The sequence below is a fragment of the Nitrosovibrio sp. Nv4 genome, assembly GCF_900215485.1.
Classification (GTDB): Bacteria; Pseudomonadota; Gammaproteobacteria; order Burkholderiales; family Nitrosomonadaceae; genus Nitrosospira.
Window position 1 is genome coordinate 1,051,192 of record NZ_OCMZ01000002.1, and the last position, 23,598, is coordinate 1,074,789.

29 protein-coding genes are annotated in these 23,598 nt (G+C 53.2%); 2 read left to right on the plus strand and 27 right to left on the minus strand.

The window, feature by feature from the left end:
- The first annotated feature begins 412 nt into the window (after positions 1-412).
- Positions 413-562 (plus strand): hypothetical protein, encoded by a 150-nt coding sequence (locus CRO05_RS15600; RefSeq protein WP_159462744.1) that lies wholly within the window; start codon positions 413-415, stop codon positions 560-562.
- Here the strand turns inward: CRO05_RS15600 and CRO05_RS12980 are convergent.
- The 7 genes from CRO05_RS12980 to CRO05_RS13010 are packed head-to-tail and all read right to left on the minus strand — an operon-like array spanning position 552 to position 12,869.
- The gene (locus tag CRO05_RS12980) at positions 552-7,388 is read right to left on the minus strand and encodes an LPD38 domain-containing protein (RefSeq protein ID WP_097067556.1); all 6,837 of its coding nucleotides are present in this window, start codon (positions 7,386-7,388) and stop codon (positions 552-554) included. The two genes, CRO05_RS15600 and CRO05_RS12980, sit on opposite strands and share 11 nt — an antisense overlap.
- On the minus strand, positions 7,388-8,635 hold the full coding sequence (locus CRO05_RS12985; RefSeq protein WP_143860930.1) for a hypothetical protein: 1,248 nt from the start codon (positions 8,633-8,635) through the stop codon (positions 7,388-7,390). Before CRO05_RS12985 ends, CRO05_RS12980 begins: the two co-directional genes overlap by 1 nt.
- Positions 8,636-8,694: 59 nt before the next feature.
- Positions 8,695-9,864 (minus strand): hypothetical protein, encoded by a 1,170-nt coding sequence (locus tag CRO05_RS12990; protein ID WP_097067558.1) that lies wholly within the window; start codon positions 9,862-9,864, stop codon positions 8,695-8,697.
- Positions 9,857-10,468: a hypothetical protein gene (locus tag CRO05_RS12995; RefSeq protein WP_097067559.1), complete on the minus strand. Its 612-nt coding sequence runs from the start codon at positions 10,466-10,468 to the stop codon at positions 9,857-9,859. Before CRO05_RS12995 ends, CRO05_RS12990 begins: the two co-directional genes overlap by 8 nt.
- A 44-nt stretch (positions 10,469-10,512) precedes the next feature.
- Positions 10,513-10,857, minus strand: coding sequence for a hypothetical protein (locus CRO05_RS13000; RefSeq protein WP_097067560.1), 345 nt, complete (start codon positions 10,855-10,857; stop codon positions 10,513-10,515).
- Positions 10,847-11,335, minus strand: a complete 489-nt coding sequence (locus CRO05_RS13005; RefSeq protein WP_200814400.1) for an endonuclease VII domain-containing protein — start codon at positions 11,333-11,335, stop codon at positions 10,847-10,849. Before CRO05_RS13005 ends, CRO05_RS13000 begins: the two co-directional genes overlap by 11 nt.
- Positions 11,322-12,869, minus strand: a complete 1,548-nt coding sequence (locus tag CRO05_RS13010) for a hypothetical protein (RefSeq protein ID WP_097067562.1) — start codon at positions 12,867-12,869, stop codon at positions 11,322-11,324. The genes CRO05_RS13005 and CRO05_RS13010 overlap by 14 nt, the downstream gene beginning before the upstream one ends.
- Before the next feature lie 62 nt (positions 12,870-12,931).
- On the opposite strand from CRO05_RS13010, the gene CRO05_RS13015 reads away from it, so the two are divergent.
- Positions 12,932-13,609, plus strand: coding sequence for an HNH endonuclease (locus CRO05_RS13015; protein ID WP_097067563.1), 678 nt, complete (start codon positions 12,932-12,934; stop codon positions 13,607-13,609).
- Here the strand turns inward: CRO05_RS13015 and CRO05_RS13020 are convergent.
- From CRO05_RS13020 to CRO05_RS13100, 20 genes are all read right to left on the minus strand, one after another.
- Positions 13,594-14,247: a hypothetical protein gene (locus CRO05_RS13020; protein ID WP_097067564.1), complete on the minus strand. Its 654-nt coding sequence runs from the start codon at positions 14,245-14,247 to the stop codon at positions 13,594-13,596. The genes CRO05_RS13015 and CRO05_RS13020 overlap by 16 nt on opposite strands.
- Positions 14,247-14,666: a hypothetical protein gene (locus tag CRO05_RS13025; RefSeq protein WP_097067565.1), complete on the minus strand. Its 420-nt coding sequence runs from the start codon at positions 14,664-14,666 to the stop codon at positions 14,247-14,249. Before CRO05_RS13025 ends, CRO05_RS13020 begins: the two co-directional genes overlap by 1 nt.
- Before the next feature lie 61 nt (positions 14,667-14,727).
- Complete coding sequence (locus CRO05_RS13030; protein WP_097067566.1) at positions 14,728-16,767, minus strand: hypothetical protein; 2,040 nt, start codon at positions 16,765-16,767, stop codon at positions 14,728-14,730.
- Positions 16,768-16,770: 3 nt separating this feature from the next.
- Entirely contained in the window at positions 16,771-16,893 is a 123-nt protein-coding gene (locus tag CRO05_RS16050) for a hypothetical protein (protein WP_255405910.1), read from the minus strand.
- Positions 16,894-17,033: 140 nt separating this feature from the next.
- Complete coding sequence (locus CRO05_RS13035; RefSeq protein ID WP_097067567.1) at positions 17,034-17,324, minus strand: hypothetical protein; 291 nt, start codon at positions 17,322-17,324, stop codon at positions 17,034-17,036.
- On the minus strand, positions 17,321-17,803 hold the full coding sequence (locus CRO05_RS13040) for a lysozyme (protein ID WP_097067568.1): 483 nt from the start codon (positions 17,801-17,803) through the stop codon (positions 17,321-17,323). Before CRO05_RS13040 ends, CRO05_RS13035 begins: the two co-directional genes overlap by 4 nt.
- Positions 17,800-18,087, minus strand: a complete 288-nt coding sequence (locus CRO05_RS13045; protein ID WP_097067569.1) for a hypothetical protein — start codon at positions 18,085-18,087, stop codon at positions 17,800-17,802. The genes CRO05_RS13040 and CRO05_RS13045 overlap by 4 nt, the downstream gene beginning before the upstream one ends.
- Positions 18,084-18,350 carry a DUF3310 domain-containing protein gene (locus tag CRO05_RS13050; RefSeq protein WP_097067570.1) on the minus strand — a complete coding sequence of 89 codons (267 nt, stop codon included), beginning with the start codon at positions 18,348-18,350 and terminating at the stop codon, positions 18,084-18,086. The genes CRO05_RS13045 and CRO05_RS13050 overlap by 4 nt, the downstream gene beginning before the upstream one ends.
- The gene (locus tag CRO05_RS13055; RefSeq protein WP_097067571.1) at positions 18,350-19,303 is read right to left on the minus strand and encodes a hypothetical protein; all 954 of its coding nucleotides are present in this window, start codon (positions 19,301-19,303) and stop codon (positions 18,350-18,352) included. The genes CRO05_RS13050 and CRO05_RS13055 overlap by 1 nt, the downstream gene beginning before the upstream one ends.
- Entirely contained in the window at positions 19,304-19,558 is a 255-nt protein-coding gene (locus CRO05_RS13060) for a hypothetical protein (protein WP_097067572.1), read from the minus strand.
- A gap of 151 nt (positions 19,559-19,709) precedes the next feature.
- Entirely contained in the window at positions 19,710-19,952 is a 243-nt protein-coding gene (locus tag CRO05_RS13065) for a hypothetical protein (RefSeq protein WP_143860931.1), read from the minus strand.
- Complete coding sequence (locus tag CRO05_RS13070; RefSeq protein WP_097067574.1) at positions 19,949-20,236, minus strand: hypothetical protein; 288 nt, start codon at positions 20,234-20,236, stop codon at positions 19,949-19,951. Before CRO05_RS13070 ends, CRO05_RS13065 begins: the two co-directional genes overlap by 4 nt.
- 2 nt (positions 20,237-20,238) lie before the next feature.
- Positions 20,239-20,409, minus strand: a complete 171-nt coding sequence (locus tag CRO05_RS15605) for a hypothetical protein (RefSeq protein ID WP_159462745.1) — start codon at positions 20,407-20,409, stop codon at positions 20,239-20,241.
- 62 nt (positions 20,410-20,471) lie between these two features.
- Complete coding sequence (locus CRO05_RS13075) at positions 20,472-20,672, minus strand: hypothetical protein (RefSeq protein ID WP_143860932.1); 201 nt, start codon at positions 20,670-20,672, stop codon at positions 20,472-20,474.
- A 68-nt stretch (positions 20,673-20,740) separates the two neighbouring features.
- Complete coding sequence (locus CRO05_RS15915) at positions 20,741-21,127, minus strand: hypothetical protein (RefSeq protein WP_235001435.1); 387 nt, start codon at positions 21,125-21,127, stop codon at positions 20,741-20,743.
- Complete coding sequence (locus CRO05_RS13085) at positions 21,127-22,023, minus strand: hypothetical protein (protein WP_097067576.1); 897 nt, start codon at positions 22,021-22,023, stop codon at positions 21,127-21,129. Before CRO05_RS13085 ends, CRO05_RS15915 begins: the two co-directional genes overlap by 1 nt.
- A gap of 3 nt (positions 22,024-22,026) precedes the next feature.
- Positions 22,027-22,647, minus strand: a complete 621-nt coding sequence (locus CRO05_RS13090) for a hypothetical protein (protein WP_097067577.1) — start codon at positions 22,645-22,647, stop codon at positions 22,027-22,029.
- Between the two features lies 1 nt (position 22,648).
- Positions 22,649-22,804 carry a hypothetical protein gene (locus CRO05_RS15610; RefSeq protein WP_159462746.1) on the minus strand — a complete coding sequence of 52 codons (156 nt, stop codon included), beginning with the start codon at positions 22,802-22,804 and terminating at the stop codon, positions 22,649-22,651.
- Positions 22,801-23,133 carry a DUF6682 family protein gene (locus CRO05_RS13095; RefSeq protein ID WP_097067578.1) on the minus strand — a complete coding sequence of 111 codons (333 nt, stop codon included), beginning with the start codon at positions 23,131-23,133 and terminating at the stop codon, positions 22,801-22,803. The genes CRO05_RS15610 and CRO05_RS13095 overlap by 4 nt, the downstream gene beginning before the upstream one ends.
- A complete protein-coding gene (locus CRO05_RS13100; RefSeq protein ID WP_097067579.1) occupies positions 23,133-23,549 on the minus strand; it encodes a hypothetical protein in 417 nt (138 codons plus the stop codon). The genes CRO05_RS13095 and CRO05_RS13100 overlap by 1 nt, the downstream gene beginning before the upstream one ends.
- Between the last annotated feature and the right edge of the window lie 49 nt (positions 23,550-23,598).

Genomic DNA, 23,598 nt, shown 5'->3' on the forward strand with positions numbered 1-23,598 from the left:
TAACACCGGCGCAGGAGGAGGTGGATGGCCGTTAAAATGGCGGAAACGTTTCCGCCCTCAGTCCCAAATTACGCGCAAAATAGTCTCAAGCAAAACGCGCGTTTACAGCCCAACAAAAAGAAAAGGCTCACGATAGCAATCGTAAGCCTTTGTAAAATTGGTGGGTCTGGCTGGACTCGAACCAGCGACCAAGGGATTATGAGTTACTCTTTCTGCTGGTTGAATATAAATGAAATCAATAATATCAGATACTTACAAGATGCGACAAAAGCAATAAACCGCTAAAAGTGCTATTGGATGGCAAAATAATCCGCACCAACATTTGTCATAAGTTAATTTGGCACAATTCCACCAGATTAAACCAGTGCTATACTCCCCTAATGGTCCCGTCCATCCTCTTCTTCATAGCCCGATGCTGACATTCTTAGCCGCCCTTCTCGGTATCGCCATGGTCCTTGTCATGACCCCGGCCCTTATCGGCGCGATTCTGAAACACAGTGACGCGCTCCCAATTGTCGGGATCATGTTTGCGGCAATAATAATCTTCGGCGTTATCTGGTAGCCTCGACATAGCGCTTATTGAAGTCGGACATTAGCACCCTTTTCCGCTCCGCCAGTTCTTTCAATTTTTCCCGCTTATCATCCGGATTCGATTTCTCGATCGCGCGTTCACGTTTCCGCATGTTTTCCAGAATGTTCGATACGAACTTTGCCCGACCGGAGAGTTTAAGTTCCCCATATTCATCACGCAGCGCAGCCCGCTTTTCTGGATCGCCGCGGAAGTTCTTTAACTCCTCTTCCGCCAGGTTCACGCTTTTGAGGTTCTGGTAGAACTTGCGCTCAGTCTGGTATTCCGGTTTCGCGCTCAGAAAGATATTAGCGAACGGAACTTCCTTTGCCTGAATCTCTTCATCCTGGGCGGCTTTTATCGGCAGGCTGAATGCTTGCAGATAAGTGCGCCCAGCGCCGCCGGCAAGCGATGAAACCGCAAAGTCCAATAGCGCGGGGTTGGTATCTATGAATCCAGGCCGAACCTCATTCCCCCCCGTTGCATCGTTCAGAAACTCAGTCAGCCATTTAGCCGGCGCGCTGGTTGATTTAAACCCCATTTGATATTCAGGCTTCGGCACACCAAAGGGCGATTGCTCGCGCCTCATCGGATTGCCAGCGAAGTTCTTGTTTTCGCCCCACTGCACAAGAGGATCGCCGATGGTCGGCGCAATTAATTGTGTTACTGAACCTGCCTGCCCTACCGGGCTGAACGCATCGAAGAATACGGCTGCGAGCTCAACCGCGCTATTTGCAGGACTATAGTTCTCCCTGAACATACCCTCGCTCATCTTCCGGCCAACCGAGGCAAAGAAGTTGTAACCGTAAGGCATGGGAACAGTTACCGGCCTGCTGCCCGCCATAAAGACAAAGTTCATGGCTTTTGTATGTTCGGGCAATTGGTCGTAATCGTTCTCACCATCGTCGTCATCGTCACCCGCCATTGAACGAGCAAGAATATCCATAAGGAAGCCGGAAGCGACTATGCCGCCCACGATCTTCTGAACTTGCTTATTGCCCAATGCTTGGATGAGCCTTGCCGTGCCCTGAATGGATGCGTTCATGAACATGTACCACATATTCAGTTCCGTGCTCTTGGCGCCCTTCAGATTAAAGTTAACCGTGAGCCCCTTGGCAACTGAGCTGCTTTTACCCTCCGATAACCCGCGCTTGCGCGCATTCACGTAAACCGCCAGGCGGATTCCATTCTCGACGGCACTATTCGCGTCTTCGATCAATTCCCACCAGTCCTTCGCAAGCCGCCGGGTAAAATTCCACTTGCCCGGCCCCATGACCTCAAGTTGATTCCTGAGCTTATCTGCCCGCTCGCCAATGTCCCGGTAGTTGTCCATCCAGCCAACTTGCCCGCCGGAATCCCTGAATTCCCGGGCATCTTTCGCCCACTGAGAATTCATGTTGCCGCGGGTTAATTGCCACATGCCCCGGATAGCCTTTGGCACATCCGCAAATACCTGTCTTTTCATCCCCGCAAGTTCGGTATCTGACAAATTGACATAAGCCGTCTGCAGGTCGCGTAAGAAGTTACGAGCAACAAACACCGGGTTTGCCGTGGTATTCATCGTTGCCAGAAAGCGCGTGAATTTACCGACTGCCTGAGTCACTTCCCCGAGTTGCTGAGTGCTCAGATTCTTGATGGATGAGGCAAGCCGCATTGCTGCCGGATTCTGTTTATTGAATTCGATGGTATGCTCTTCGCCGTCGATCTTGAACGTCAACACTTCATCGCGCTGCTTATACAAGGGATCAACACGCTCGACTACAAGTCCTGTTACCGGATCCATTTCGCGCTTGGTATCCTGATCATCCACCTTCCACAGCTCCGGATCCGGGTGCGCCATAACGAATTCAAATAAAGCATTGTCCACTCTGGATTTCTCGGCCCGAATAATTGCAGTTTCATGCTGCGCAACCACATGAGCGAGAATGTCCGTTACCGCCCTATTCGATCCGGTAGCCCGCTTGCTTTCCTTGCCTCGGATATTAAAGCCCCGGCCTACAGGCGGATTCGTGTTTCCACCAACTTCATCGCGATGTAAAGGAACATAGTGATCGTACTTCGCCTCCCATGCGGCGATCATCTCGGGAGTCTCCAAACCGGCATCCACGATCACTTTTCTGGTTGCAGTAGTTATCTCATCAACCATGGATGAAGCGCGCTGCAGGGCCTCTAATTTGCCCGTTTCCTTGACTTTCTGGATTACTGCTTTTGCCGCGGCGTCACTCATTCCAGACAATGCCGTATTGTCGCCATCGAACGGTTTCATATTTTGCAACCGCTTCAATTGCTCAATTGACTGCACGTAATCCTGAACGGCTTTTTTCTTCCGCAGCTCAGATACTTCTCTATCCAACAGAATCTCGTCGGTGGGATCGACAAGACCATCCTCAACGTCAGATTGCGCCTGTCTCAACTCGCGCCGCTTCTGGATGAACTCGACAACATTTTTATCCTTGGCCAGCCTGTCACGAGTCGCCGCAAGTTTCTTGATGCGCTCATCCAACTCCTGAACGGTCGGGTTGATGTCCTTCATGGCCGCATTGCGGGATGGAGCGTGCATCGCGTGCAGGAACTCTTCAACCTCCTCATATTTCAGATTACCGTCATGGATAGCCTGAATAAGCGGATCACGCATATCATCATGGAAGTCATCGGTGCGCGCGCGAACACGGCCAGGATAGTTAATCTCAGCAAGCGATGCGTCCATATCCTCATTCACCGGCCCCGCTTCTTTCTGAATATCCCGAAGATCCATGAACCGATCCTGGAAGTTGAATATCAGAGAGTCAACGATACGGCTGGTTCTGGAGGGGCCGGATGAGGCGTTATTGTCGGGCCGGGATGGTTTGCGGCTGAACATCGTTCCGCTCGACGCTTCCCTATAAGCCTCAGCCTGCTTGTCATCAAACAGCGATACCTCGTTCTCCGCCATTCCAACAACTTCCGCCCCAGCCACCAACTGTTCAACCATCTCATCAGTAAAGGTGAGATTAAATCTCTCCGCGATCCATTGCTTGATGAAGCGCACGAGTTTCTTCCAGCCGTTAAGCGCCTTTGCCCGGTCAATCGACATATCGGCAAGAACTTCCTCGACGGCCGTTTCCTTGGACATGTCTTTGTGCAATCGCATCATCCGGTCCGCGGCATCGCGTACACGCTTATTCGTCGCGTAGATTTGCCGCATGATCGGATCAATACCGGGACCAAACATCTTCCTAAACCCACGGTGACGCGCCTCATGCATTGTCACCAGGAAAACCTCGAACGCATCATTCAGTTGGTCGGCGACGAGCCATATTTCGTCTGGGGCAGGAATGTAAACGCCACGCACACCCCCTGCATTTTGAGACTTGATCTGCTCCTTAACGGCTTTCGGCAAGTCGCTTTGGGTGGCGGCAATATTGATCTTCTTGAACCCGGCTTGTTGCAGGGGCTCAATGAGTTTCTCGACGCCGGAAACAGAAAGGCCACCGCGATGGGTGGCCTGTTTGGATTTGGTGGATGCTGCTTTTAGGCGCTTACGGGTTTCGGCGATTCTTTCACGGTTGAATTTAATGCCTTCATCTGCTATATTAGAATTACTTTGGCCGCGAGCGATGGGGTCGTCCTGACTGGAACTTGCTTCAGGATTGGCAGCGTATGCGGGCTGTTTTCCAGTGACAGCGAGTGTGGGTTCGCTCCCACTCCAAAGCACCTTCATCCCTTTCTGTAGTTGCTTCTCAAGATAATCTCGGCTGGTTGGAAACGCCGTGTTTATCCGGTAATAGTCTCCGTTCTCGCTCGGCTCAAGCTGCACAAACATCACATCTTTCCGGCCATTCTCTACAGCAACAAGTAGCTGACGGCCGCTAGCATGAAGAATTTCATTGAAGTTCTTCGCTACATGCGCGACAAAAGATTCAACTGATTCAAACCCGGCGTTCCTAATCTGTTTTCCATGGTTGGCCTCTATATGCACGAGGCCATGCCCTGAGCCATCAGGCTTGTGTACCCCATGCGCGAGGCGAATGGGCGCGGCCTGGCGCTTAATCTTGCTCCCCACTTCCTTGTTTATATGACCAAAGTCAATCCCGCCGTCTGGGGTCTCTACAAAATCCGCCGGTTGTGGCGCGCGACTGAATTTTGGCGCATCAGTAGTTGATTCCTTCGCCTTCACCGCCTCCGCAATCTGCCGCAAAATCTTCGCCGCTTCAGCATCAGCCTTCTCGAACGCCTTGGCTTGCAGGCTGAAATACCTTCCCTCTACTTTCGCATCCGTGCGCTTGCCTTCCATCACTTCCTTGGCGCGTTCAATTGCTTTGGACAAGTCCTTGCCACCTTGTCTGGCAGCGGCCCGGCGCTTGATAAGGGATTCTACGTGTGAGCGGACGGGGTGGGCGGCTTGTGTCCCTGCGGATGCGCGCTCAACTACCGAATCCTTTTTGTTTGGAAGGGTGTTATGTACACGCGATCGCTCAACATTAGCCCAGCCGCCATCTTTATCCTTCGCGACCTTTCGAACGGTCACAGACCAATTGCCATCATTCCAATCGAACGACTCTACCCGGTCATACGTCCCCCAGTAGTTGCTGCGGATGATACTGCCGGGACGAAAATGCTCCTCCAGTTCGGCGCGCAAACTGGACTTCTTCGGTTTTGGCGTCTTCTTTGCAGGCTGGACGGCTTGCTTTCCCTCTGCTACGCTTTCATTCCCTGCGGGAGATTTCGCCTCGCGTGACTTGCTTTCGATTGAGGGCTTGGGCGCGGGGCGGGTCTCCCTGGCAGGACCAGATTGCGATATGGGATTCGTCGTACCGTTCGTAACTGACTGATCTATATTCGATGTCGGAATCACGACATCGGCCTGAGTTTTAACTCCCTCGAATTCGGGGGAATTAGCTGCCCGCTCCGCCATCGCCTCTGCAACCGGCCTGACCTCAACAGTTCCATTCTCCCCCGCCACAGCAGCCGCAGCCCGTTCAACTCCCGGCCTTCCATCGGTCGCCACGTCCTGAATAACCGTTCCGTTCGCATCCCGCGCAGTGACAACCTGATCCGTTTCCGGCTTCTCATCAATCCCATACCCCAGCGCCTCGCCCATGCGATTATCGAGCGCAGCTTGCAGGGTAGCGTCATCGCGATATAGAAGAGTTCCCCGGCCCGGTATCTCTGCGGCCTGTACGCCTTCCGGTAGAGTGTCAGGCATAGGCTCGCCGGGAGTCAGCAACACGCCAGGCTTACGGCCTTCAGCAAGCGCGTCCATTTGCGCGTTGAGCGTTTCAATGCGCTCGGGAGTTGGCGCGTCAACCATATTCCCGACGTCAGGAACATGGTCAGGCTCTTCATCGAAAACATCATCCTGAATCGCATCAGGAGCCGCCTGCTGGCTTTGCCGAATCTCGTCAGCCTTATCCTTGCCCGTAGAAATAATGCGGTCTACGGCCTCAGAAGTGGACTCAGGGGCGTTCGCAATTTCAGGATCAATGCCTTCCGTTGCCCGGCGGCTCAATTCAGCCTGTGCCGCAGCTTTTGCACGCTCTCCGCCACGGGCAGCGGTGTATTTCAGGACGGAATTGGAAACTTCTGTTATTGGTTTGCCGAGAATGGTTGCTGTGTGATCAGCATCTTCTTGTGCCGGGTTTCCGCGGAATACTGCGCCAGTTCCGCCGCCCATTACCCCGCCGCCAATAGCGCCCATGGCGCCGCCGAACAGCGTTTCATCTATATTCTCTGGCGTGGTCGGATTGTCAAATGCAGCAAGTTGCTCGACTGGATTCTGAACTAGCTCTTCCGTGCCTTCCGCCATCATGCCTTTGCCGATGCCCTTGCCGATCGATCCTTTCAGGGTAGTGGCCGCAAACTTCTCGGCCAACTTCGCCCTACCCTCTTTCGTCATCGCGGCAAGCGCCCAATTCTGCGGACCAAAGCGGGATTCGATAGCGCCCACGGTTGCGGCACCAAGCGCGGCAACAGCCTTCGCTTTCGCGGAATCCTGATTATTCGGATCGCTCAGAATCTGCTTGTCACGAATACCGCCGAAGGAAGGTAGCGCGGCAATAGCGGCAGGCCCGAGCCATGACACAACCTGCCCGGCGGCGGCAACCAGCGGCGCAGCGGGACCGGCCAATGGGGATAATGCGGTAATGCCCTGGCCTACTGCTCGGGCTCCAACAATACCGGCCATGGATGAGGCTGCGTTGCCCGAAGCTTCAGCCACGGCGGTACCGGGCTTGTCGGCAATATCATCAAGGCTATTTACCGCCGTGGGATTGGCGTCGATGATTCCCTGCCCTGCACGTTTAAGAGCATTGTCTTGATCGACTCCGGGGATGAAGTCGGCGGCGACTTGACCGGCGCCCTTGATGCCGGCGCCAGCGGCGCGCGCAGCCGATGCAACAAATCCGCCTTCCTCTTCCGGTTCTGTGTTGGCCAATGCGCCTGCTACAGCCTGTTTATTGCCTTGCGCCTTTGTATCATTCGCGGCCGCATTGCGAGTTCGCGCAACAATCCCTGTATCCGGTTCGCTCGATCCTTGCGGCGTTTCGGAAGCCATCCGATTGTAGAAGTCCCGGCGTACCGGAGCGCCTTTGACTTGAGGCGCGGCAAGTCCAGCGGTTTCAGCAGACCGTTCCTCTGCTTGCTCCGCAATACTCTTCTTGGGCGCGAACATGGAGAGGCCGGCGTCGATGGCGCTCGATACAGCAGACTTGCCCTTCACCATCAGCGAAGCGTCAGGATTAAGGTGCGCTTCATTCTTCTGGATAGCGGCGGCGATGTCCGCATCGGACATATCGGCAGGGAATTCCAGCACGTTACCCCAGGCTTCTACACGTTGAACCATTAATCAAAACCTCCGGTGCGAGGATTGTATTTTCGGACTGCGCCAGCCTTCGGCGCGGGCGAACCTTGACCTGATTGCGCAAGGAAAGCATCAACATCTTTGGCTGATTCTGCGGTAGACATGCCAGCTTTCACATTCGCCTCTATGAGCGACATCCTCCATGCTTCGGATGACTTGTCGCCATTCGTCTTAACTTGCCGCCATCCTTCTGCCGGGCTGTCAACGATCCCCTTCTCAACAAGATACTCAACCATCTGGGCGTCAGAAGGGAGTTTTCCGCCGCGCCCCCCGAGCGCACCAGAATTACGCTCTTCCCTGATGCTCTTCGTCTCTTCGCCCAACTTGCCAACCTGAGCGTTTCTGACTCTCACGCTTGCATCGTTATCACGTACGCTGGAGTCATAATTCCGAACCTGAGCATCTGACACGCTCCGCTTCCCTTCCGATTCGCTACGGTCCATCTGGTGCTTGAGAAATTTATCGACATCAAGTGTGGTTTGCAGCAGGTCGCCAATGTCCATAACCTTTTCGCCCGCACCGGAAATATTAATCTTCCACATACGCGGATTATTCGGGTCCGCAGGCGTAGGTCTATCTTCCAGTTTGATCCCGCCCTTTGCCAACGAGTCAATGGCCTCGTCCACTTGGCCGCGCATCAGTTGCATACCGCCTTCTATCAATCCTTGTTTCTTTGCTGTGTAGGCGCGCTCAAGGAACGGCTTGAACCTGTCACCCATGCCGTGCGCTTCAGCAATTGCACTCAACCGGTTCAGCTTGTCCGGGTTGCTGAGAAGATCAGTGCCTAGCATTTGCCGGGTTAATTCCTGAGTCATATTCGCCGGATCGATTTCTTGCTGCTGTTGCGGCTGTTGTTGCTGTTGTGGACGCGACGCCTGGGCGAGTCCGCCAACTTGATAAGCGGCCGCATCGTTACCAGCGAACGCCTCGTCTGGAATCTGCACTACACCGCCTTCCGCAAATCGCTTGAGCGATACGAGTCCGCCCTGAGCAAAGCCGGGCATGCGCTTGAACCCCGGGTCCATCATTACGGGTTGTTGTGGAGCAGCGGCATTCATGGGCTGACCGCTTCCATCGGTACGAAAGGTCATCAATTCTGCACTGGTCGCCTTTTTCCATTCCGCTTCACTGGCAGCCGCTTTATCCCGGTCTGCTTTCTTCCACTCATGTTCTGCGGCGTCACGATCAGCAAATCCCTGGCGCAAATCCATCAAGCCTTTCTGATTCATAAGGCCGACACCAGAAGTAATCCCTTGTGCCAAACCGCCCGCGAATCCACCTGAAGCCATTACGCACCCCCTTTGTTCAGCATTGCCAGTCCACCTGCATTAATGCGATGAATAAAATCTTCCCCGACCAGATTCACGGCTTCCTCATTCAGCACCGCCTCGCCGTTTGATAACCTGATGGGCTGCTTGCCCTCGATGCTTGCCGGGATGGAATCGCTCGTACCCGTGCCCGGCCCCGAGATCATCCCGCCTTCCGCATAACCCTTACGCTTCAATGAGCCAAGCCCGCCGCTGTACCGCCCCGGCGTCAGCCTGTACGCTGCATTGTGGCGAACCATGCCACCCTTGCGCATAGCCATCAAAGCCATGCTGCCGCCCATGCCGGCGAGTTGCCCCAAACCAGCAAGTCTTTCTTGATTCGCTTGCCATGACTGAAGTTGAGCATTGTGCTGTCCAAGCATGAGATTGCCCCCAGCCGTATTTCCGGACTGCGCCCCGCCGAACCAGTTTTGCGCCGAGTTCATCCCGGCGTTGTGTATCCCGGCGCCGCTCGCCATATTTCCGGTTGCCGAGTTGCCGGCGTTCAAAGCCGCGGCATCAGCGGCTAATCCAGTGTTCGGCATATTCCGGCCAAAGTTGGCAACACTTTGCCGTTGCGACATTCCGAGTAATTCCGTATCGCGCCGAGCCTTGTTCATTGCTCCCGCAGTATCTTTTGCCTGACCAAGGCTGGCCTCCTTCTGTAGCGCCTGAAATCGGCCTGAATTGGGATTGACGCCCATGCGTCCCATTGCGCGTTCGTTCTGCTCGCGCGCGCCTTGATAGCCGAGCCCCACGTCGGCGGCAGCTTCAGCCGCCATGCGGCTTTTGCGTTCGTCAGAATCGAAGTTATTCGCATCCTGGACCATTTTCTCTTCAACTGGAGCAAAGAGGTCACGGTAGATTTGCCATTGTGATTCGGCGCGGCCAGCATTCGCATCGCCCGCAGCGATTTGCTGATTGACGATTTTCTCAATGAGAGGATCTTGCTTCGCCGCCCGGTCTTTTTCCCAGGCAAGTTGCTCTCGGGCAACGGCAGCCTGTTCCTTTCCGAGCTCAACGTTTGATTTAGCGGCCTGGCCAATTGCAGGATCCGGCTCAGGCACGTCAGGTGCGCAGTAGCAAATATTCGGATTCAGGAACTCGATGTCACGCAGCCTTGCCAATCTACGCTTTCTCATCTCACGCATTTGCAACCTCCAATATTTTAGAGAGCCCGTTTTCTGTGTGTCTGTAACCGATCATCTGGAAAAATCTACCGGCCTTGTTGATTACCTTCACGCTCACGTTAATCTCGCGAACGCCTATCTGTTGCAGCGCCCTTTCCCCGTATTCGATGAAGCGCATCGCCGTGCGCCCCTTTCGCGCTTCCGGCATTAGGAAAAGAGTATCCTCTCGTGAAAAGAGCGTTTGGGTATGCATCGACTTGCTTACATAAACCGAGAAATTCCCGAGCAATCTTCCTTCTTTTCGCAGCGTGAACACAACTGCGCGCCCAGCCCGCTCATGGCGGAAGAAAGTCTCATAGTCCGGATTGAATTCAATCGAATGACGGTGCTGTTCCGTCTGCTTCCAGTGCTCGACATGAAGAGGTTTCATTTCCTCCAGAATATCCTCAAGTTTTTCGTGCGCAAACACGAACTCGCCGCACTGCTGCGGCTTGATCCGGTCCAGCACATCAAAAGAAACAAGTGTCGGAATTTGGTCGGCGGCGAGCATCAAATCTGCTGCCAGATCAGGTGTTAGAGATTGCCCGATATTCGCTTTAAGAATCTCTACTAAATGATGATTCAATCGGCTCTCCTTGCGATAACATATTGTAACATAATAGTAATTCCTTAACTATCGAATCTATTGATAAGACTTTCGAGCGAGCTTCTTACGCTATTGACATATGAATAAAGCGCCTCGCATTCGGCTTTTGTCGGAATGGTGGAGAAGGTCAATTCCTCAAATTTAGGTACAGTGATTTTGTTACCGCGACGCCCTGTGAGAATTTCCAAAAGGGTTTTGAGCCACGGCGCGGTTCCGACTGGAATGCCAGGTTTCTTGATTGCCGTCGATACCGCCATCGATGACAGGAACGCATCGGCAACGATTCCTTTGTCAACCGCTTTGCCCGCGAAGCTACCCCTCCGGCGTATTCCATATCCACCGGAACCTAACCTTGATTTAGATGCCATGACTATTAGTCTGATCGCCGCCAAGATACCGTGCGGCTTTCATCAGGACACTCGCATCTTCGTCGAAACCGCCAAGCCCTGTATTGCATCCATGACACAACAAGCCACGCACTACTCCTGTGGCGTGATCGTGGTCAACATGAAGCTTCTTGCCTACACCATTTTCAGGTGGCTTGCGACAAATGGCACATAATCCATTCTGCGCAGCCGCCAAGGCATCGTATTGATCCACAGTCAGTCCGTAGCGACGCAAGTTATACCTTCGCTCGCGTTCTCTAAATGCTGCTTTGTCTTTTGCCTTTTCTCTTTCCCGGTATTCCGCCTGCGCTTTAGCCGAATACTCTTTGTATTCAACAGTGCCGCGGATTTTCTTTTCACAATCTATGCATCGCAAACGGCGCCCACGTGCCGTCTTGGCTTTCCAAAACTGCTCGGGCGTTTTTTTTAGCTTGCATGTTCCACAATCAAGTAATGGCAAAGCGATCTCCGGAAGTCGGGCTTGTGGTCAAAGCTGTTACTGTGATCGTCGGCGTGGCAGATGCCGTGCTGGCGGTAATGTCCGTGCTTTGGCCGCGTAGCGCTGCGGTCGTCGTATCGTCCGCGAAGGTAAGTAAGCGACCTTTGAACTGATCGGCAACCGATGCGGCGGGAGTTACTGATGATGTGACAATACTGGTTGTGGTTGATCCAGACCCCACCGTCCCGATCACATTACCCTTGACCGCCCGTTCGAATGCATTGAGCGTTGTTGTGGAGTTATTAATCGCTGACAGATTGCCGTCCATGCGCCCACCAACAAGGGCAGCGGGTAAGCGGGTTTGAATATCGTTTGTATCTGCCTGGATGCTTGCGGTCTCAGCCTTGATTGCCGCAATCTCCGTATCCAGCAGATCATCAATCGCATTGACGCTGGCCTGAGTTGCGAGTGCCGTTAAGCCCGCGCCCGCCGCGCCGATTACAGCGGTGTCCACTAGGATCGCGTCAACGACTGTCTTGATCGCTGCCACTTCGGTATCAATCAAGTCGTCAACCGTGTCAACGCTCGTCTGTGAAGCTCTGCTGGATATAGTGGCATTGATGTTATCGCCCATGATCTTGCCAGCCGTGCCAGCGCCATACGCACCAGGTAAGGCAGTTGCCCAAGGATCACCAGCGGAACCTGATGCATTCAGAGCATACCCTGTGCTGCCAGCGGTCAAGTGGCCGGACAGAACCTCATCCCATACCGCATCAGCAATCCCGGCTTCGGTCAGGCTTCCTCCGCCTACCGTGCTCACCTGCGCATCAAGGTTCGTTTCGATCAGCAGGCCATAACTGCCGGCGCTACCGTAGGTAGCTGTCGCCGCATCCCATACCGCCGTAGCTACTACGGAAGCGCCCATGTCAACCAGGCCGCCAGCAGTGATGGACATTGCGCTGAAATTCGTCGGGAATGCCTGGGTAAGCGAATATCCGGTTTTACCAACGTTCCAGTCGCCCTTGCCGTTAAGCGCACCAGCGGCGATGCCGGCAGCCGTAATCCACCCAGCAGTAATGGACGGAAGATTGGTTAGATTTGTTACGGTCGTGATCGTGCCGGCAGTAATATTCGTCGGGCTCGCCACGCTTGAGGGGAAGGTAACGCCAGCCGCCGCAGTAATCGTTTGTCCAGCCAATTGAATGGCGGACACGTCCAGATAATCTGTTCCCAGCACCAGCGCATCGTAAACATTAGCGGGCAGAACCATGAATTCACGGCGAACCGCGAGCGCGCCCGCTACATGGACGTTTATTTCCAGTTTTCCAAGGGTATTGGTATCTGTCGCATCGAGCACGGTGTAGTAGCGCCCATTGGCGATGTGGGTAGCTCCACCTGAATTTTTGCTCGATTCTGTCGTACCGCCTTCTTTCCATAGCTTAATATCAGTGTTGGCAATGGTGAGCGCGGTTTCGGCGCTGTCCCCATCTAGCTTATCTAAAAACGGCCCCAGTAAAACCTCTTGACTTGCCGTTGACTGTCTTAACCAAAGCATGGCAACTCCTCGCAAACTATAGTATTATTCGTATTTCCATTATCGATGAATGAGCCACGCATATGAGCTTTAAATTTGTTGAAGATAAATGTAGGTGTGGATGCGGAACTGCACTTGGATGGGTGAGTAAATCTACCTATTACCGTCTCATTGGTGGTTACGGGAATGCGGGGTGGATAAAGGGACATCGCGGCAACGGCTCCCTTAATTGCAACTGGAAAGGCGGGGTAGCTCATCCTGCAAACGGATACAGACTTATCAAGAGACCGGGCCACCCCAATGCAAGAAAGAGCGGGTACATTCTCGAACACAGGGCGGTTGCATCCGAGAAACTTGGGAGACCGCTTACCCCAAACGAAATTGTTCATCACGTTAATCATGTGAAGCTGGACAATTCGACAACTAATCTGGAAGTCATAACGCCGCGCGACCATATAAAAGAACATGACCCAAATCAATTTAAGAGGGTTGAGAAGAAGCCTAAAACATGCATAAGTTGTGGAAAGAAGTTCATAAAACCGATAATTGGAAACCATAAACGAGCGAAGTTCTGTTCTATGAAATGCCGCAACAGCAAAGGCAGTACCGCTGTCAGGCGTAAGATTACGCTCGCGGATGAAGCGGAGATTCTTCGCCTTCGTGGCAACACGCCACGGAAGGAGATCGCCAAACGCTTTGGGCTCACTGAAGGCGGCATAAAAGGTGTGTATAAGCGCAACATCCATTACATGATCCCCTGATTGCGATAGTGATTAACAAATACTGGAATTGCCGCTCCCCCGCCGCCGCCCCCAGCCTCGTCCGCGCTGAAGTTGTCTATATGAAGCTGCTCGGCATTTATGGCGGTGCCGTATGCATTATTAAATGCCCGTATACCTGCTTTTCCTGCGGAAGTAATTCCTGTATCAGTAGCCTCAATCGTCGCCACGCTATCCACGTATAGCTTAATCGCGCTGCCCGACATATCGAGCTTGAGATTGTATGTATTGCCCGGAGTCAGCGTGGCAGCTACGGCGCTTCCGAGTTGCGTCGCCGCGCCAGAAACGAACCTATACATTTGCCAGCCGGCGCCGATTGAGTGCCTGGCGTGGTAGAACGTATTTACGGAGGTTGAGGCCCTTCCTACCACCCCGACGAGATTATTTGTGGCTGTGTAAGACGCTACGTAGATGTCGATTGATACGCTATAGTCGGCTGTCGCCGGGGTAGCGGAGTGGCAATAGGCAGAACTTGCCGCCCCAACAGGGTCTAGCTGACATCGATTATTCGCAATAAGAACATTATTGGAATAACTCGGATGCCTGCTCCAGTTCGCGCTATAGACCTGTAGCGTGTCTCCTGTGGTGCCAGTGAAACTATCTGATGCGAACTGAGCCATTACGCTACATCAAAGTTATTTTCGTCGAACGCTGCTTCAAGTTTCTGACCTATGCCGCGAATAACATCTCGGTAGCCATCGGAGCCGCTAACGAAATCAGTGTTAATCCCCCGCCTAACAAGAGCTTCGTTCATCCTGGATTTTGTAACGTTGTTGATCGCGTTGACTTTGCCGTCTAGCGGAAAATCAGGGAGCGCGTCAACACCTTTTGCGTCGATAACCTTTGCATGATTGTCCGTGTTAACCAACACCAGCGTCCAAGTATGTAGCGGATGCCCGGTTACAGGATCGGACGGGATGCTGCCTACCCATGACACGCCAAGATCAGCGATGACGGGACGGAATGGGCCGGTTGTGGGCGTGGGCGGCACGTCCTGTCCGTCACCGATGATGTCGCAAATGTAGTATTTTTTAGCCATTTTCATTTCTCCATAAAAAAGCCGCCCAAATGAGCGGCCAGTTTCTTTTAAATCAATGTAACTACGCCTGCTTTAATCCATCCATCGTTTCAGCCAGAACAACCCCTGTCACTTTCACATTACCCGACAGCACAACCTCAACGTTATCCGCCTTGTACCCACCCGGCAGCCTGAAAGCGCGTGTATTTGTCACCTGTTTCGTATGCTTCAACTGACCATCGGCCCATAGCTGAAACTGCAAGGAATCTATCGATAAAGGCGGCAAGGCCTCCATCGCATCCCCGCCAATTTCATACTCACCAAGGTACTGGTCAGCCAGCCCGTCATTCGTCTCGCCGCTTGTCATCAGCGCTTGATTTGCGGCAATGATTGCGTCCTGCGATGAAGAAGCGCCTGACTGCTCCGCTTCTGTCATATCGAAATCAGCATCGATCTTTGCCGCGCCATAGTTGATAGGTGGGGCCGTGATGAACTTCTTGCTCTTCCACTCGTAGGATAGTTTCGTCCCTACATCGCCTTCCCAGTGGTAGATTTTCTTGTCAGCCGCGACGTAGAGCTTCCCGGTCCAAGGGTCAGCCCATATCGCCGTGATTTTCTGATTAACCTTGATGAAAGACGCTGACTCAGCCTTGTCGATGACAAACATTAGAGAACTGTCGTCAACGGTATACCCGCAGTAATAGCGGTTGTCGGCAGATGCCGCGATGAAGGTATCAGGATTGAGTTCCGCCCATTCCTTCTGAGTGAATAGGTCTTTGGTCACAATATCCGTACTCACTCCGGCGATCACCAGCCCTTGCGGCGCAGGATAGCCCACGCCGAAGGCAAAGCTCGCAACACCGCGTTTCGCCATGCACGGCCATGCAACACCCATCTTCTCCATGCCGCCGCCCATCGTCACGGGCTCAACGCCGGTAATGGTGAAGGGATTGCCTTTCGTCATTCCAACAAGGGTCGTGCCGATGACGCCTATCGCCACAATGTCCTGATCGTAAGTTTGCCGGTAAGCAGTCGGCCAGGCATAGGGTTTGAATGGTTCCGAGAAGCAAATCTCGTTGCCGAAGAATCCGCAGGCTATGCCGTTCGCCATGATGATGATGCCCTTCATATCTGCAGGCGGCATAAGCCAAGTCGTTGAGGGCAACACTTCGCCTAATGCGACAGTTTCATCACTGGCTGTATCGTCATACGTCGTGGTAATCGCGGATATGGTTACAACGTAGTGATATTCAGTGCCGGAAGAGGTCGTGAGCGTACGGTAGATGCGCTTGTTCATCGACGCGGTATTGTGGGGCGCTTGCCGCATCCACGTGCCGCCGGAGGTATAAGTCTGGGTCGTGGATAAAATGATCGTGACTTTATTCGTAGCCGAATCGACGCTCTCAAGCGTGAAGGTTTCGTTTATATCCGTCATGCCAGCTACTGCGGCGAATGTCAGTGTTTCGCCTTCGCGCAACCCAAATACTGTATCAAGGGTGATCTCAACGTAACCCGCAGAAGGCGTATCCTTGACCGCAGCGGTTACAGTTCCAGAGTTCGGAGGCGCAGTATCCAGACCTGTTAATGCCCAGGTCGCGCCCGATTCCTTGCCGGTAGCAAGGGTCGATGCCGGAGAAGGCGCTGATTCCTCGCCCCAGGGCGTAACGAAGGTATAAACGTATGCCCTGGTGACATCAGCGCCAGTGCCGCCAGTTGCAGATACAGATGCGGCGGTAACCGGTGGGGATACGCCCAGCACGAAACAACCAGAAGGATACGGTCCCACCCCAGCGGTTGCTGTGTCGTAATTCGATACCCTTGGTTCGCCGTCTCCGGTGTAATAGAAGCGCCGATCGACATTGTCCGCAATAGGCGAGCGCGCAACGTCCACATCCTTATCCCAGGCCAACCACTTCTCGTTACCGTCCTTCTCCATGCGGAACATCGATTTAATATCATTGTCGATTACCGGAGCAGCGATGAGCAGCGGACCATTGCGCGGACGCAAGTCACCGGACGTGAGGATGCAGTTCGTCGCAATCTGGGCCTGACTAGGGCCAAGCAACTGCTTCGCCAGTCGGGGGACAAGACCGGAGAAACCGGCAATTCGGAAAGCAGCCATCTGTTATTTACCTTCCAGCCAGTCAAAGAACGAAACGATGCTGAACGCAATCACCCCGGCGATCACCGATACGGAAATCAGCCCAGTTAGGATGTCCGAAGTGAAATACTCCATGACTTGATTCATTTATCTTATGCCTAATAGATTGTTTAAGCCATTCCGCATAAATAGACGATAGGCAACAAAAAAGCCGCTATTGCGGCCTATGTCTACCCCTCAACTCACTGATTTAAATCGATTGTAGGGCTTCTACGCTTGTCTAGTTTTTAAGCAGTTTCGACCGCATAAATCTGTTTGCCAGGTTTCGCCCGGCGATGTCCACCTTTTAGCCCTAGCGAGCGCAGGTAAGCATAAAAGTGCTTGAACTCGGCCAATGTTGGTCGTTGGCCACACAATCCCATAAACTCATAGACTCCGTTTTCCACGTAGACTGTTACGACACAGTTGTAAGGCCCAGGGATTGCATTGGCATCATCATGCACGCGCACCAGTCCGACATTCGGGGTAATCCAGTTAAGCGTTGCTCGCCCGTTACGGTAGTCGTAGTGGTAGGTCACGCCAGCCCCATGTACAACTTGTATTCAGTTTCGCGTCGGATGGTTAGGCCCTTGAGTGGCTTGCCGTTGAACTTATTCCAGCGCAAGATTTCTTTGCCCGCGCCCTCATAGTCGCCCGAATTAAGCTTGCGAACGAGTGTTGATCCGCAGAAGGCTGACACGCCTATGTTGTATGTAAGGCTGACCAGCGCATCATACTCATGCTGATAGAGCGAGACCTTAACGCAGCGCTTCACTCCCGCGGCATAAACATCCTCAACCTCATCCATAAGCCTTATAAGGCTGCGAACAGGGTCAGTCTTATCACCCATCTTGACGCCCGCAGTAGTTCCGAAACCAATAGTAGGTACATCACCGGAAACGGGAACATACGCTTCCTCCTCATAACCCTCATGCACGGCAAGCCCAACAAGGGTAGATGCCGTCAGTACCAAGGCAGCGATAGCAGAGCGGGCCTGATTTACGGATGGCTTAATCATTGCGTTCCTCCATTCTTGGCCGCATCGAGCGCAGCTTTAATCTGTGCCACGGCTATTCCCTGATCGGTAGGCCGCGCAAGAAACGCACCGATAGCACCGATCAGATACCCGAGGTACTTCAGCACCGGAGCAGCAAGCTCGAGTGCTTCGGGGGTTATGCCAAAAACGCCGGTCGGCAAAAGATGAACTGATTCCGACGCGCTAATGATAAGCGCAGCAATGGCCGCAAGCCTTACGCTCCAGGCCTTGGTCATGATTACTTTCCAGTTCTCGACTAGCTTCATTTCTTGGTTTCCAATTCAATCAATCCTTGTAGGGTGTGCGCGGCCTTCTCGATGTCCTGAAAGCCGCCCTTGCTCTGCTCCCGCGCAAGATAAGCGATGGCCGTGCCTTTCATGTAACCCCTAAACTCTTCCGGCGTCAGCCAGGCACGCAATACCTCCCACGGCTGAAACGCGCCCATATCCTTGTAATGGCTGCCGCCTATCTGCACATTTAGCGCCGACTCTTTTTTATTCTCATCGGCAAATTCACTTGGGTATTCCATCAGCTATATGCCTTTTTTAAGAACGCGAGACTCACGCTCATAATGTCGTACCTGCCCGCGTCAACTTCATGCTTCACTATGATTCCCCGCTTATGATCATCGCCCTGCGGCCCAAGATAACTTTCGTCATGTGAGTAACAAGTCGCGCAAAACAAAGCCGTCTGTTGTGTCTTCTTGTGGATAGCAATATCCATATGCTGAACATGCCCCATCGTTGCAGAGCACTGCCGCTCACGCAGCAAAGCCGCTGCGGAACTCACCGGCCTGCCCATGACGCCAGACGTGAAGAAGTGAGAATATTCAACGCCGTCCTTCTTGATCACTTTCAGGAACGGGTGAAAATTCCAGCCATACTCTTCAATACCCAAATCCAGACGGTCAATCTTCCCGCTGTATTCCGGATTGTTATCGGCAACCCGCGTGATGCGTTGCTCGTGATTGCCTTCCGTAAACTCCATTTCCGGCCTGTATTGCTCATGCCTGGGCGCGGTTCGGTTGTAGTCATGAATAGGCTTTAGCAGCCGCTCCATCGCATCCCGCCCCGCTTTCACATCCTTGACATACCGCCGCCCCTCGAATGGCAGCTTGCCTTTGTCGTACATGGACAGGCTCGGCATATCCCAGAAGTCGCCAATGTTGATAATTACATCTGGCTTCTTCTCAACGATGTAATTCCCGATCCATTCCCAATGGTCGGTATTCACGCCTTCCTTGACTTGCCCATCAGGGATAACAAGGTGCATCTTGCCGATCCGCTGCCTCGAATGGATCCTTGGCGCTTCTTTCCTGAACGTCGGCTGCAATCCTCTGATTCTCGCGGTGGCGACCCGGCTTTCAAGTGTTCCTTTCGGTATCCCGCATCCTGCTTTTGCTGCTAAAAAAGGACTCCCGTATTCCTCGATCAGATTCAACGCCTGGATCAGCATCGAATCCGGCAGTCTTGGAGTTGGCATTTATTTAACCGGCTCTCTAGTAACGGTGCGCAAATACCAGTTCACAGCGTTGTTCCCGGCGCACACCAGCAACAGGACGATGTAAGCCCAGCCGGGCACGAGCTCTTTAAGGAACCCGGTAAAGAACTCCACCCCCGCGATGCACGTAGACAGGACTCCCAATATCCCGTTGTACCAAAGCGTCTTGCTCTTCTTCTTTGGCTTTGATTCGGGGCCCTGATCTTGATATTGATTTTTCTCGGTTCTCGTGGTCATCCCCACACTCCTTATTGCAGTACGCGCCAATGGACTTTTCGCCGCAGTTCAGACAGTGTCCGTCTTGCTCCGGTACCGGCTTTCTGTGGCGCAATGCCGCATCTCTGTGTATCGCCTCTTGCTGCTCAGCCTTCTCCGCTTCGTCCATGATTTAGCGCTTCAAACTCAACAGGCAATCAAACTTCAAGTGCACCGACTCCTCTGCGTCGCCGGCATCGATGTCTGCGCACGGCTTACTCTTTCCGTTACGAATCACGGTTACTTTCTCTTTCGGCTCTTCCCGTGTCGCGCGGACTTCAATCATTGGTGACATCGATGCGAGTTCAGGAATTGGTGTTTGCGGCGGGACGCTGCAGCCTGCGAGAACACACAGAATGAATAAATATTTCATCATCTCCTCCCGTGCGGCCACTGCTCAATCAGCCGATCCATTTTTGAATTGAGTAGTTGCATGGATTCACGCTGCTCAACTCTTGTGGATTTGAGTTCTTCACTCAGCCGTTCATTGGTTCGTTCTTGATACATTTCGCCGCGCTTTAAACTGGCGATGTCGTTTTGTACGGCGTTATATGTCGCTACACCCGAGGCAAGCAGGCCAGCAACAGCAATAATTCCGCTGAACGACAAAGCGTAGGTAGACGGCCCTCTTGGACGCGGCTTTTCGTCATCACAGTTCATGATTAGGAAATGGCCCACAGAAATATGATCATCACTACGGCCGCGCCCAACAGCATTACCGCAGTCCACTTCGATGCTTTCAGCCTGTCCAGCAGAGAATCCGCTCCCTTGTCGGCCTCTGCATTCATCTTCTCCGCGTACTCCTTGAGCTTCTGGCGCTGGAACATCGTCATCTGAATCTCCATAAAAAAAGCCGCTCATTGGCGGCAGTAGTTTCGTTACAGTGCTTTGTTTCTTAACGGAAATAATAATACCAAATATCGAATATGAGACAGACCAGGAACCAGAAGAACAAATCAATGCGGCCGATCAGCAGCACGCTCCACTTCTTTTGCTCAAGCTCGCGGATGGTTGCGACTGCCATCACAAGGATCGTCGCGCCCCATGCCGGTACAGGCTGAGTGAAAGCGATCAGCAGGCATAGGCCGTAGAGCATATGGGCAGCCTGATCCAAACATCCTGTCCAGAATGTTTTGACGCGCGGCGGGTTGCAGGTGCAGACGGTCATAATGCGTGTTTCGGCAATTGATCGACGGTGAGGGAGTAAGGGTTGCTCCGGTCCAGATTGTGAGAGTAAGGATTTAGTGGGGTGCGGCACTCAACCGGCAGTCGCAACAACTGTTGTGTCTGCTCACCCTGTTTCACCATTTCATTCCGGAACGATTCGGTGGCCGCAACCCCTTTGCGCGACTCATTGGCTGTGTTGATCATGAGCATTGGCATCCAGGCAATGGCGCAGGCAAAACTATCGGTTTCCTGCCCGGTGTTGTTGTCCACGCCACGAATTTGCACGTACCATGGGCAGCGATGCAACTCCTGCTCCCCATCCTTATTGACCTTGACCTCTTCGCACTTTGCCCCAAGTGGGCACTCCGCTTCTTTTACTTTCATTAGTTTTTGCTCGCTATGATCATGTCAATGTATTGCACAGCCATGCTAATGGACGTGCCGGTGAATGTGTGGGTGTGGGAGCCGCCTCCTCCGGCGCTGTCGCTCGTAACCACCGCGCTAGACCCGTCGGAATTTCCTTTTCCTGGACTGCTTCCACCCCCGCTTAATCCGTAATGAGTGGTTGTGTGCGTATGCGCTGGTATCTGCGCTATAGTCAACGTAGTGCCCCCAACCGTGCCGGATACAGGGCGTACTCCGAACGTATCGGTAAAGGTGTTGGTTCCGCCCGACCCTCCACCTGCCCCACTTACAATTCTTAGCGCCTTGTTGTTATGTGTTGTTACCTGCGTCCACCCGGTGGGCGCGGCGGCTTGGAAAAAAAACATAACCGTGCCCGTAGGTATAATCTCAGCGCTTGTAGCCACGCCCAACGTTGCCCGCATTGCTGCCGCGTCCGCATCGTCCAGAAGAGCGCGCGCAGCGGCCGTCAAATCAGCTACAGAAGCAGTCCCCGATCCAGTAAAGTAAGGTAATTTGTCAGCGGCAGAAGCGAGTCCGCCTAAAGCAATCAGATTCGCATTCGACAGCGATTCTTCCAACGCGATATTGCAGAGCCCGGCAACGAAATAATCCCCCGCACTCCACGTTCGCGCAGTCGTTCCATCCAGCCCGCGCCCACCTACGGCAATGGTCATTGCATCGGTCGAACGAGCCTCAATCTTCACTACCTCACGGTTACCGGAAGCGTCTTTGAAGATTCCGTAGAAGTAGTCTCCGGCGGCTAAGCTAGGAAAGAGCAGACCTTTGCCGGCTTCGACTGTGAAACTTAGACCGGTTGTGCCGCTGGGTGCTGAGCCTACGATTGCTTTACCGAAATTGGAAAACTTAAGTCCCATGTATTAACCCCTTCTCAAGATCGATGTTTGCAGCGGCGATCTTGTGTAATTTCTGGCCGCGCGCATCCCGGCAGCAGCCGTCTTAATCGTGAATTGCTGCGCGTGATAGGCAGCAAGCTGCGCGCTACTGTACGGCTTCTTGGGCGATAGCATCAGCCTCGACAGAGCCCCATGAACAATCGCCTCGCGGTATTCGTTGAACAGCAGATCATCAACGCCTGTTGCGTCAACCGAAGGTTTGAGCGCGACAATCATGGTCAGCGTTCCGGAAACGTCAGGCTCAGGCACGAGCGTGAGCGATGTAGCGCCTCCCATGATGTATTCTGGCGTACCGGTTTCGTTGCGCCAGTCGGCAATGTGAATTCCAGACTCGCCGGTTATCCGTAACTCGTCGTCATCGAACTGTGCGTAAGTGATCGTGTGGATTACGGCTTGAGCAGGAGGAACAAATGCATATGAGGCGGTACCGCTCGTTACCGCTATGTCGCCGTGGGTTGCTTTGTATGCTAGAGACTGCTCGCAGAACGTGATCGCGGATTGGCGTAGGGCTATGTCAGCGGCGGCAAACGGACAGCCAGGGACGTCAGGAATAATCAGATCGTAGAATTCGCTCCATAACTTCATATCAATCCACCTGACCCTTAAATGATCCCACTATCAAGGCAGCGATTAACAAAAACCAGCCCCACCCATCCACTTGCTTATAAATCAGGAATGCCGCCATACCCATGATTGATACAGGCACAGAGCAGATAACAATGGTCTGGATCAATTCCTTCATACTGGTGCCTCCGCTCCGAATAGTTGAGCGAATGCTGCAGCTCTGCCTGAGTTTGTGTGCTCATCGTCTGCGAGTTCAGCCCTTGCTACGACATAATCTGCAAGCGTCTGAACATACTCAGCATCCAGCGGAAACGCATCTCCCAGCAAAGCCTCTCCGGTTGGGAGGCTCGAATACTGCCCCACGAACAAATCCGGCCTGCGCTTGGTGACAGCAAGAACGCCATGATTGGCGTAAGCAAGCAAATTAACGTCCGTGTACCGGGCTTTATCGGAATCGTTGAGCGGGATCCTGGCCAGGTCCACCACGCTTTGGTAGGTGAACGCCATCAGTTATCCGTCTCATGTTTACCGAACAGCGCAATGACTCTGTGCCGGATCGTTTCTTCGTTCTTGCGCTTATCCAGCCGCTCGTTGTATTTCGTTTCAGCGAATTTGATCAGAGCGTCCTTGTCCATGGCATGGAAGTCGACTACAGGAAGTGGCTCTTCCACAGCCTTTTCTTCAGTCGACAGGCCTATTTCTTCGGCTTGCGTCGACGTAGTGTCGACATCTTTTTTTTCTGTGTTATCAGGCTCTTGATTTGAGTCGACGTTATCCACCGGCGTCCATGTGTCGACGTAGACCAACAGTCTTTCAGCAACCTCTGCGCTTACATTGCGCACTTGCCCGGGCTCCCAACGCAGCCCTACGCCGCGTATGCTGTCTACCTTTACGCCTTGGGCTATATATTTAACTTGTGGCATTTGCACTCCAAAAAAAGGGCAACCCCGAAGAGTTGCCCCACCGCTTCAA

What these genes read in the sequence shown, in the direction of transcription:
- CRO05_RS15600 (WP_159462744.1), top strand. Translation starts at nt 413, where the DNA reads ATGCTGACATTCTTAGCCGCCCTTCTCGGTATCGCCATGGTCCTTGTC.
- CRO05_RS12990 (WP_097067558.1), bottom strand. Translation starts at nt 9,864, where the DNA reads ATGCGTGAGATGAGAAAGCGTAGATTGGCAAGGCTGCGTGACATCGAG.
- CRO05_RS13095 (WP_097067578.1), bottom strand. Translation starts at nt 23,133, where the DNA reads ATGGCGTTCACCTACCAAAGCGTGGTGGACCTGGCCAGGATCCCGCTC.
- CRO05_RS12980 (WP_097067556.1), bottom strand. Translation starts at nt 7,388, where the DNA reads ATGGTTCAACGTGTAGAAGCCTGGGGTAACGTGCTGGAATTCCCTGCC.
- CRO05_RS13020 (WP_097067564.1), bottom strand. Translation starts at nt 14,247, where the DNA reads ATGGCTCAGTTCGCATCAGATAGTTTCACTGGCACCACAGGAGACACG.
- CRO05_RS13075 (WP_143860932.1), bottom strand. Translation starts at nt 20,672, where the DNA reads ATGCTCTACGGCCTATGCCTGCTGATCGCTTTCACTCAGCCTGTACCG.
- CRO05_RS13090 (WP_097067577.1), bottom strand. Translation starts at nt 22,647, where the DNA reads ATGAAGTTATGGAGCGAATTCTACGATCTGATTATTCCTGACGTCCCT.
- CRO05_RS13060 (WP_097067572.1), bottom strand. Translation starts at nt 19,558, where the DNA reads ATGACCACGAGAACCGAGAAAAATCAATATCAAGATCAGGGCCCCGAA.
- CRO05_RS15610 (WP_159462746.1), bottom strand. Translation starts at nt 22,804, where the DNA reads ATGAAGGAATTGATCCAGACCATTGTTATCTGCTCTGTGCCTGTATCA.
- CRO05_RS13050 (WP_097067570.1), bottom strand. Translation starts at nt 18,350, where the DNA reads ATGGAATACCCAAGTGAATTTGCCGATGAGAATAAAAAAGAGTCGGCG.
- CRO05_RS13070 (WP_097067574.1), bottom strand. Translation starts at nt 20,236, where the DNA reads ATGAACTGTGATGACGAAAAGCCGCGTCCAAGAGGGCCGTCTACCTAC.
- CRO05_RS15605 (WP_159462745.1), bottom strand. Translation starts at nt 20,409, where the DNA reads ATGACGATGTTCCAGCGCCAGAAGCTCAAGGAGTACGCGGAGAAGATG.
- CRO05_RS13045 (WP_097067569.1), bottom strand. Translation starts at nt 18,087, where the DNA reads ATGAAGCTAGTCGAGAACTGGAAAGTAATCATGACCAAGGCCTGGAGC.
- CRO05_RS13030 (WP_097067566.1), bottom strand. Translation starts at nt 16,767, where the DNA reads ATGGCTGCTTTCCGAATTGCCGGTTTCTCCGGTCTTGTCCCCCGACTG.
- CRO05_RS13015 (WP_097067563.1), top strand. Translation starts at nt 12,932, where the DNA reads ATGAGCTTTAAATTTGTTGAAGATAAATGTAGGTGTGGATGCGGAACT.
- CRO05_RS15915 (WP_235001435.1), bottom strand. Translation starts at nt 21,127, where the DNA reads ATGAAAGTAAAAGAAGCGGAGTGCCCACTTGGGGCAAAGTGCGAAGAG.
- CRO05_RS13000 (WP_097067560.1), bottom strand. Translation starts at nt 10,857, where the DNA reads ATGGCATCTAAATCAAGGTTAGGTTCCGGTGGATATGGAATACGCCGG.
- CRO05_RS13025 (WP_097067565.1), bottom strand. Translation starts at nt 14,666, where the DNA reads ATGGCTAAAAAATACTACATTTGCGACATCATCGGTGACGGACAGGAC.
- CRO05_RS16050 (WP_255405910.1), bottom strand. Translation starts at nt 16,893, where the DNA reads ATGAATCAAGTCATGGAGTATTTCACTTCGGACATCCTAACTGGGCTG.
- CRO05_RS13040 (WP_097067568.1), bottom strand. Translation starts at nt 17,803, where the DNA reads ATGATTAAGCCATCCGTAAATCAGGCCCGCTCTGCTATCGCTGCCTTG.
- CRO05_RS13010 (WP_097067562.1), bottom strand. Translation starts at nt 12,869, where the DNA reads ATGCTTTGGTTAAGACAGTCAACGGCAAGTCAAGAGGTTTTACTGGGG.
- CRO05_RS13100 (WP_097067579.1), bottom strand. Translation starts at nt 23,549, where the DNA reads ATGCCACAAGTTAAATATATAGCCCAAGGCGTAAAGGTAGACAGCATA.
- CRO05_RS12985 (WP_143860930.1), bottom strand. Translation starts at nt 8,635, where the DNA reads ATGAATCAGAAAGGCTTGATGGATTTGCGCCAGGGATTTGCTGATCGT.
- CRO05_RS13055 (WP_097067571.1), bottom strand. Translation starts at nt 19,303, where the DNA reads ATGCCAACTCCAAGACTGCCGGATTCGATGCTGATCCAGGCGTTGAAT.
- CRO05_RS13085 (WP_097067576.1), bottom strand. Translation starts at nt 22,023, where the DNA reads ATGGGACTTAAGTTTTCCAATTTCGGTAAAGCAATCGTAGGCTCAGCA.
- CRO05_RS13065 (WP_143860931.1), bottom strand. Translation starts at nt 19,952, where the DNA reads ATGATGAAATATTTATTCATTCTGTGTGTTCTCGCAGGCTGCAGCGTC.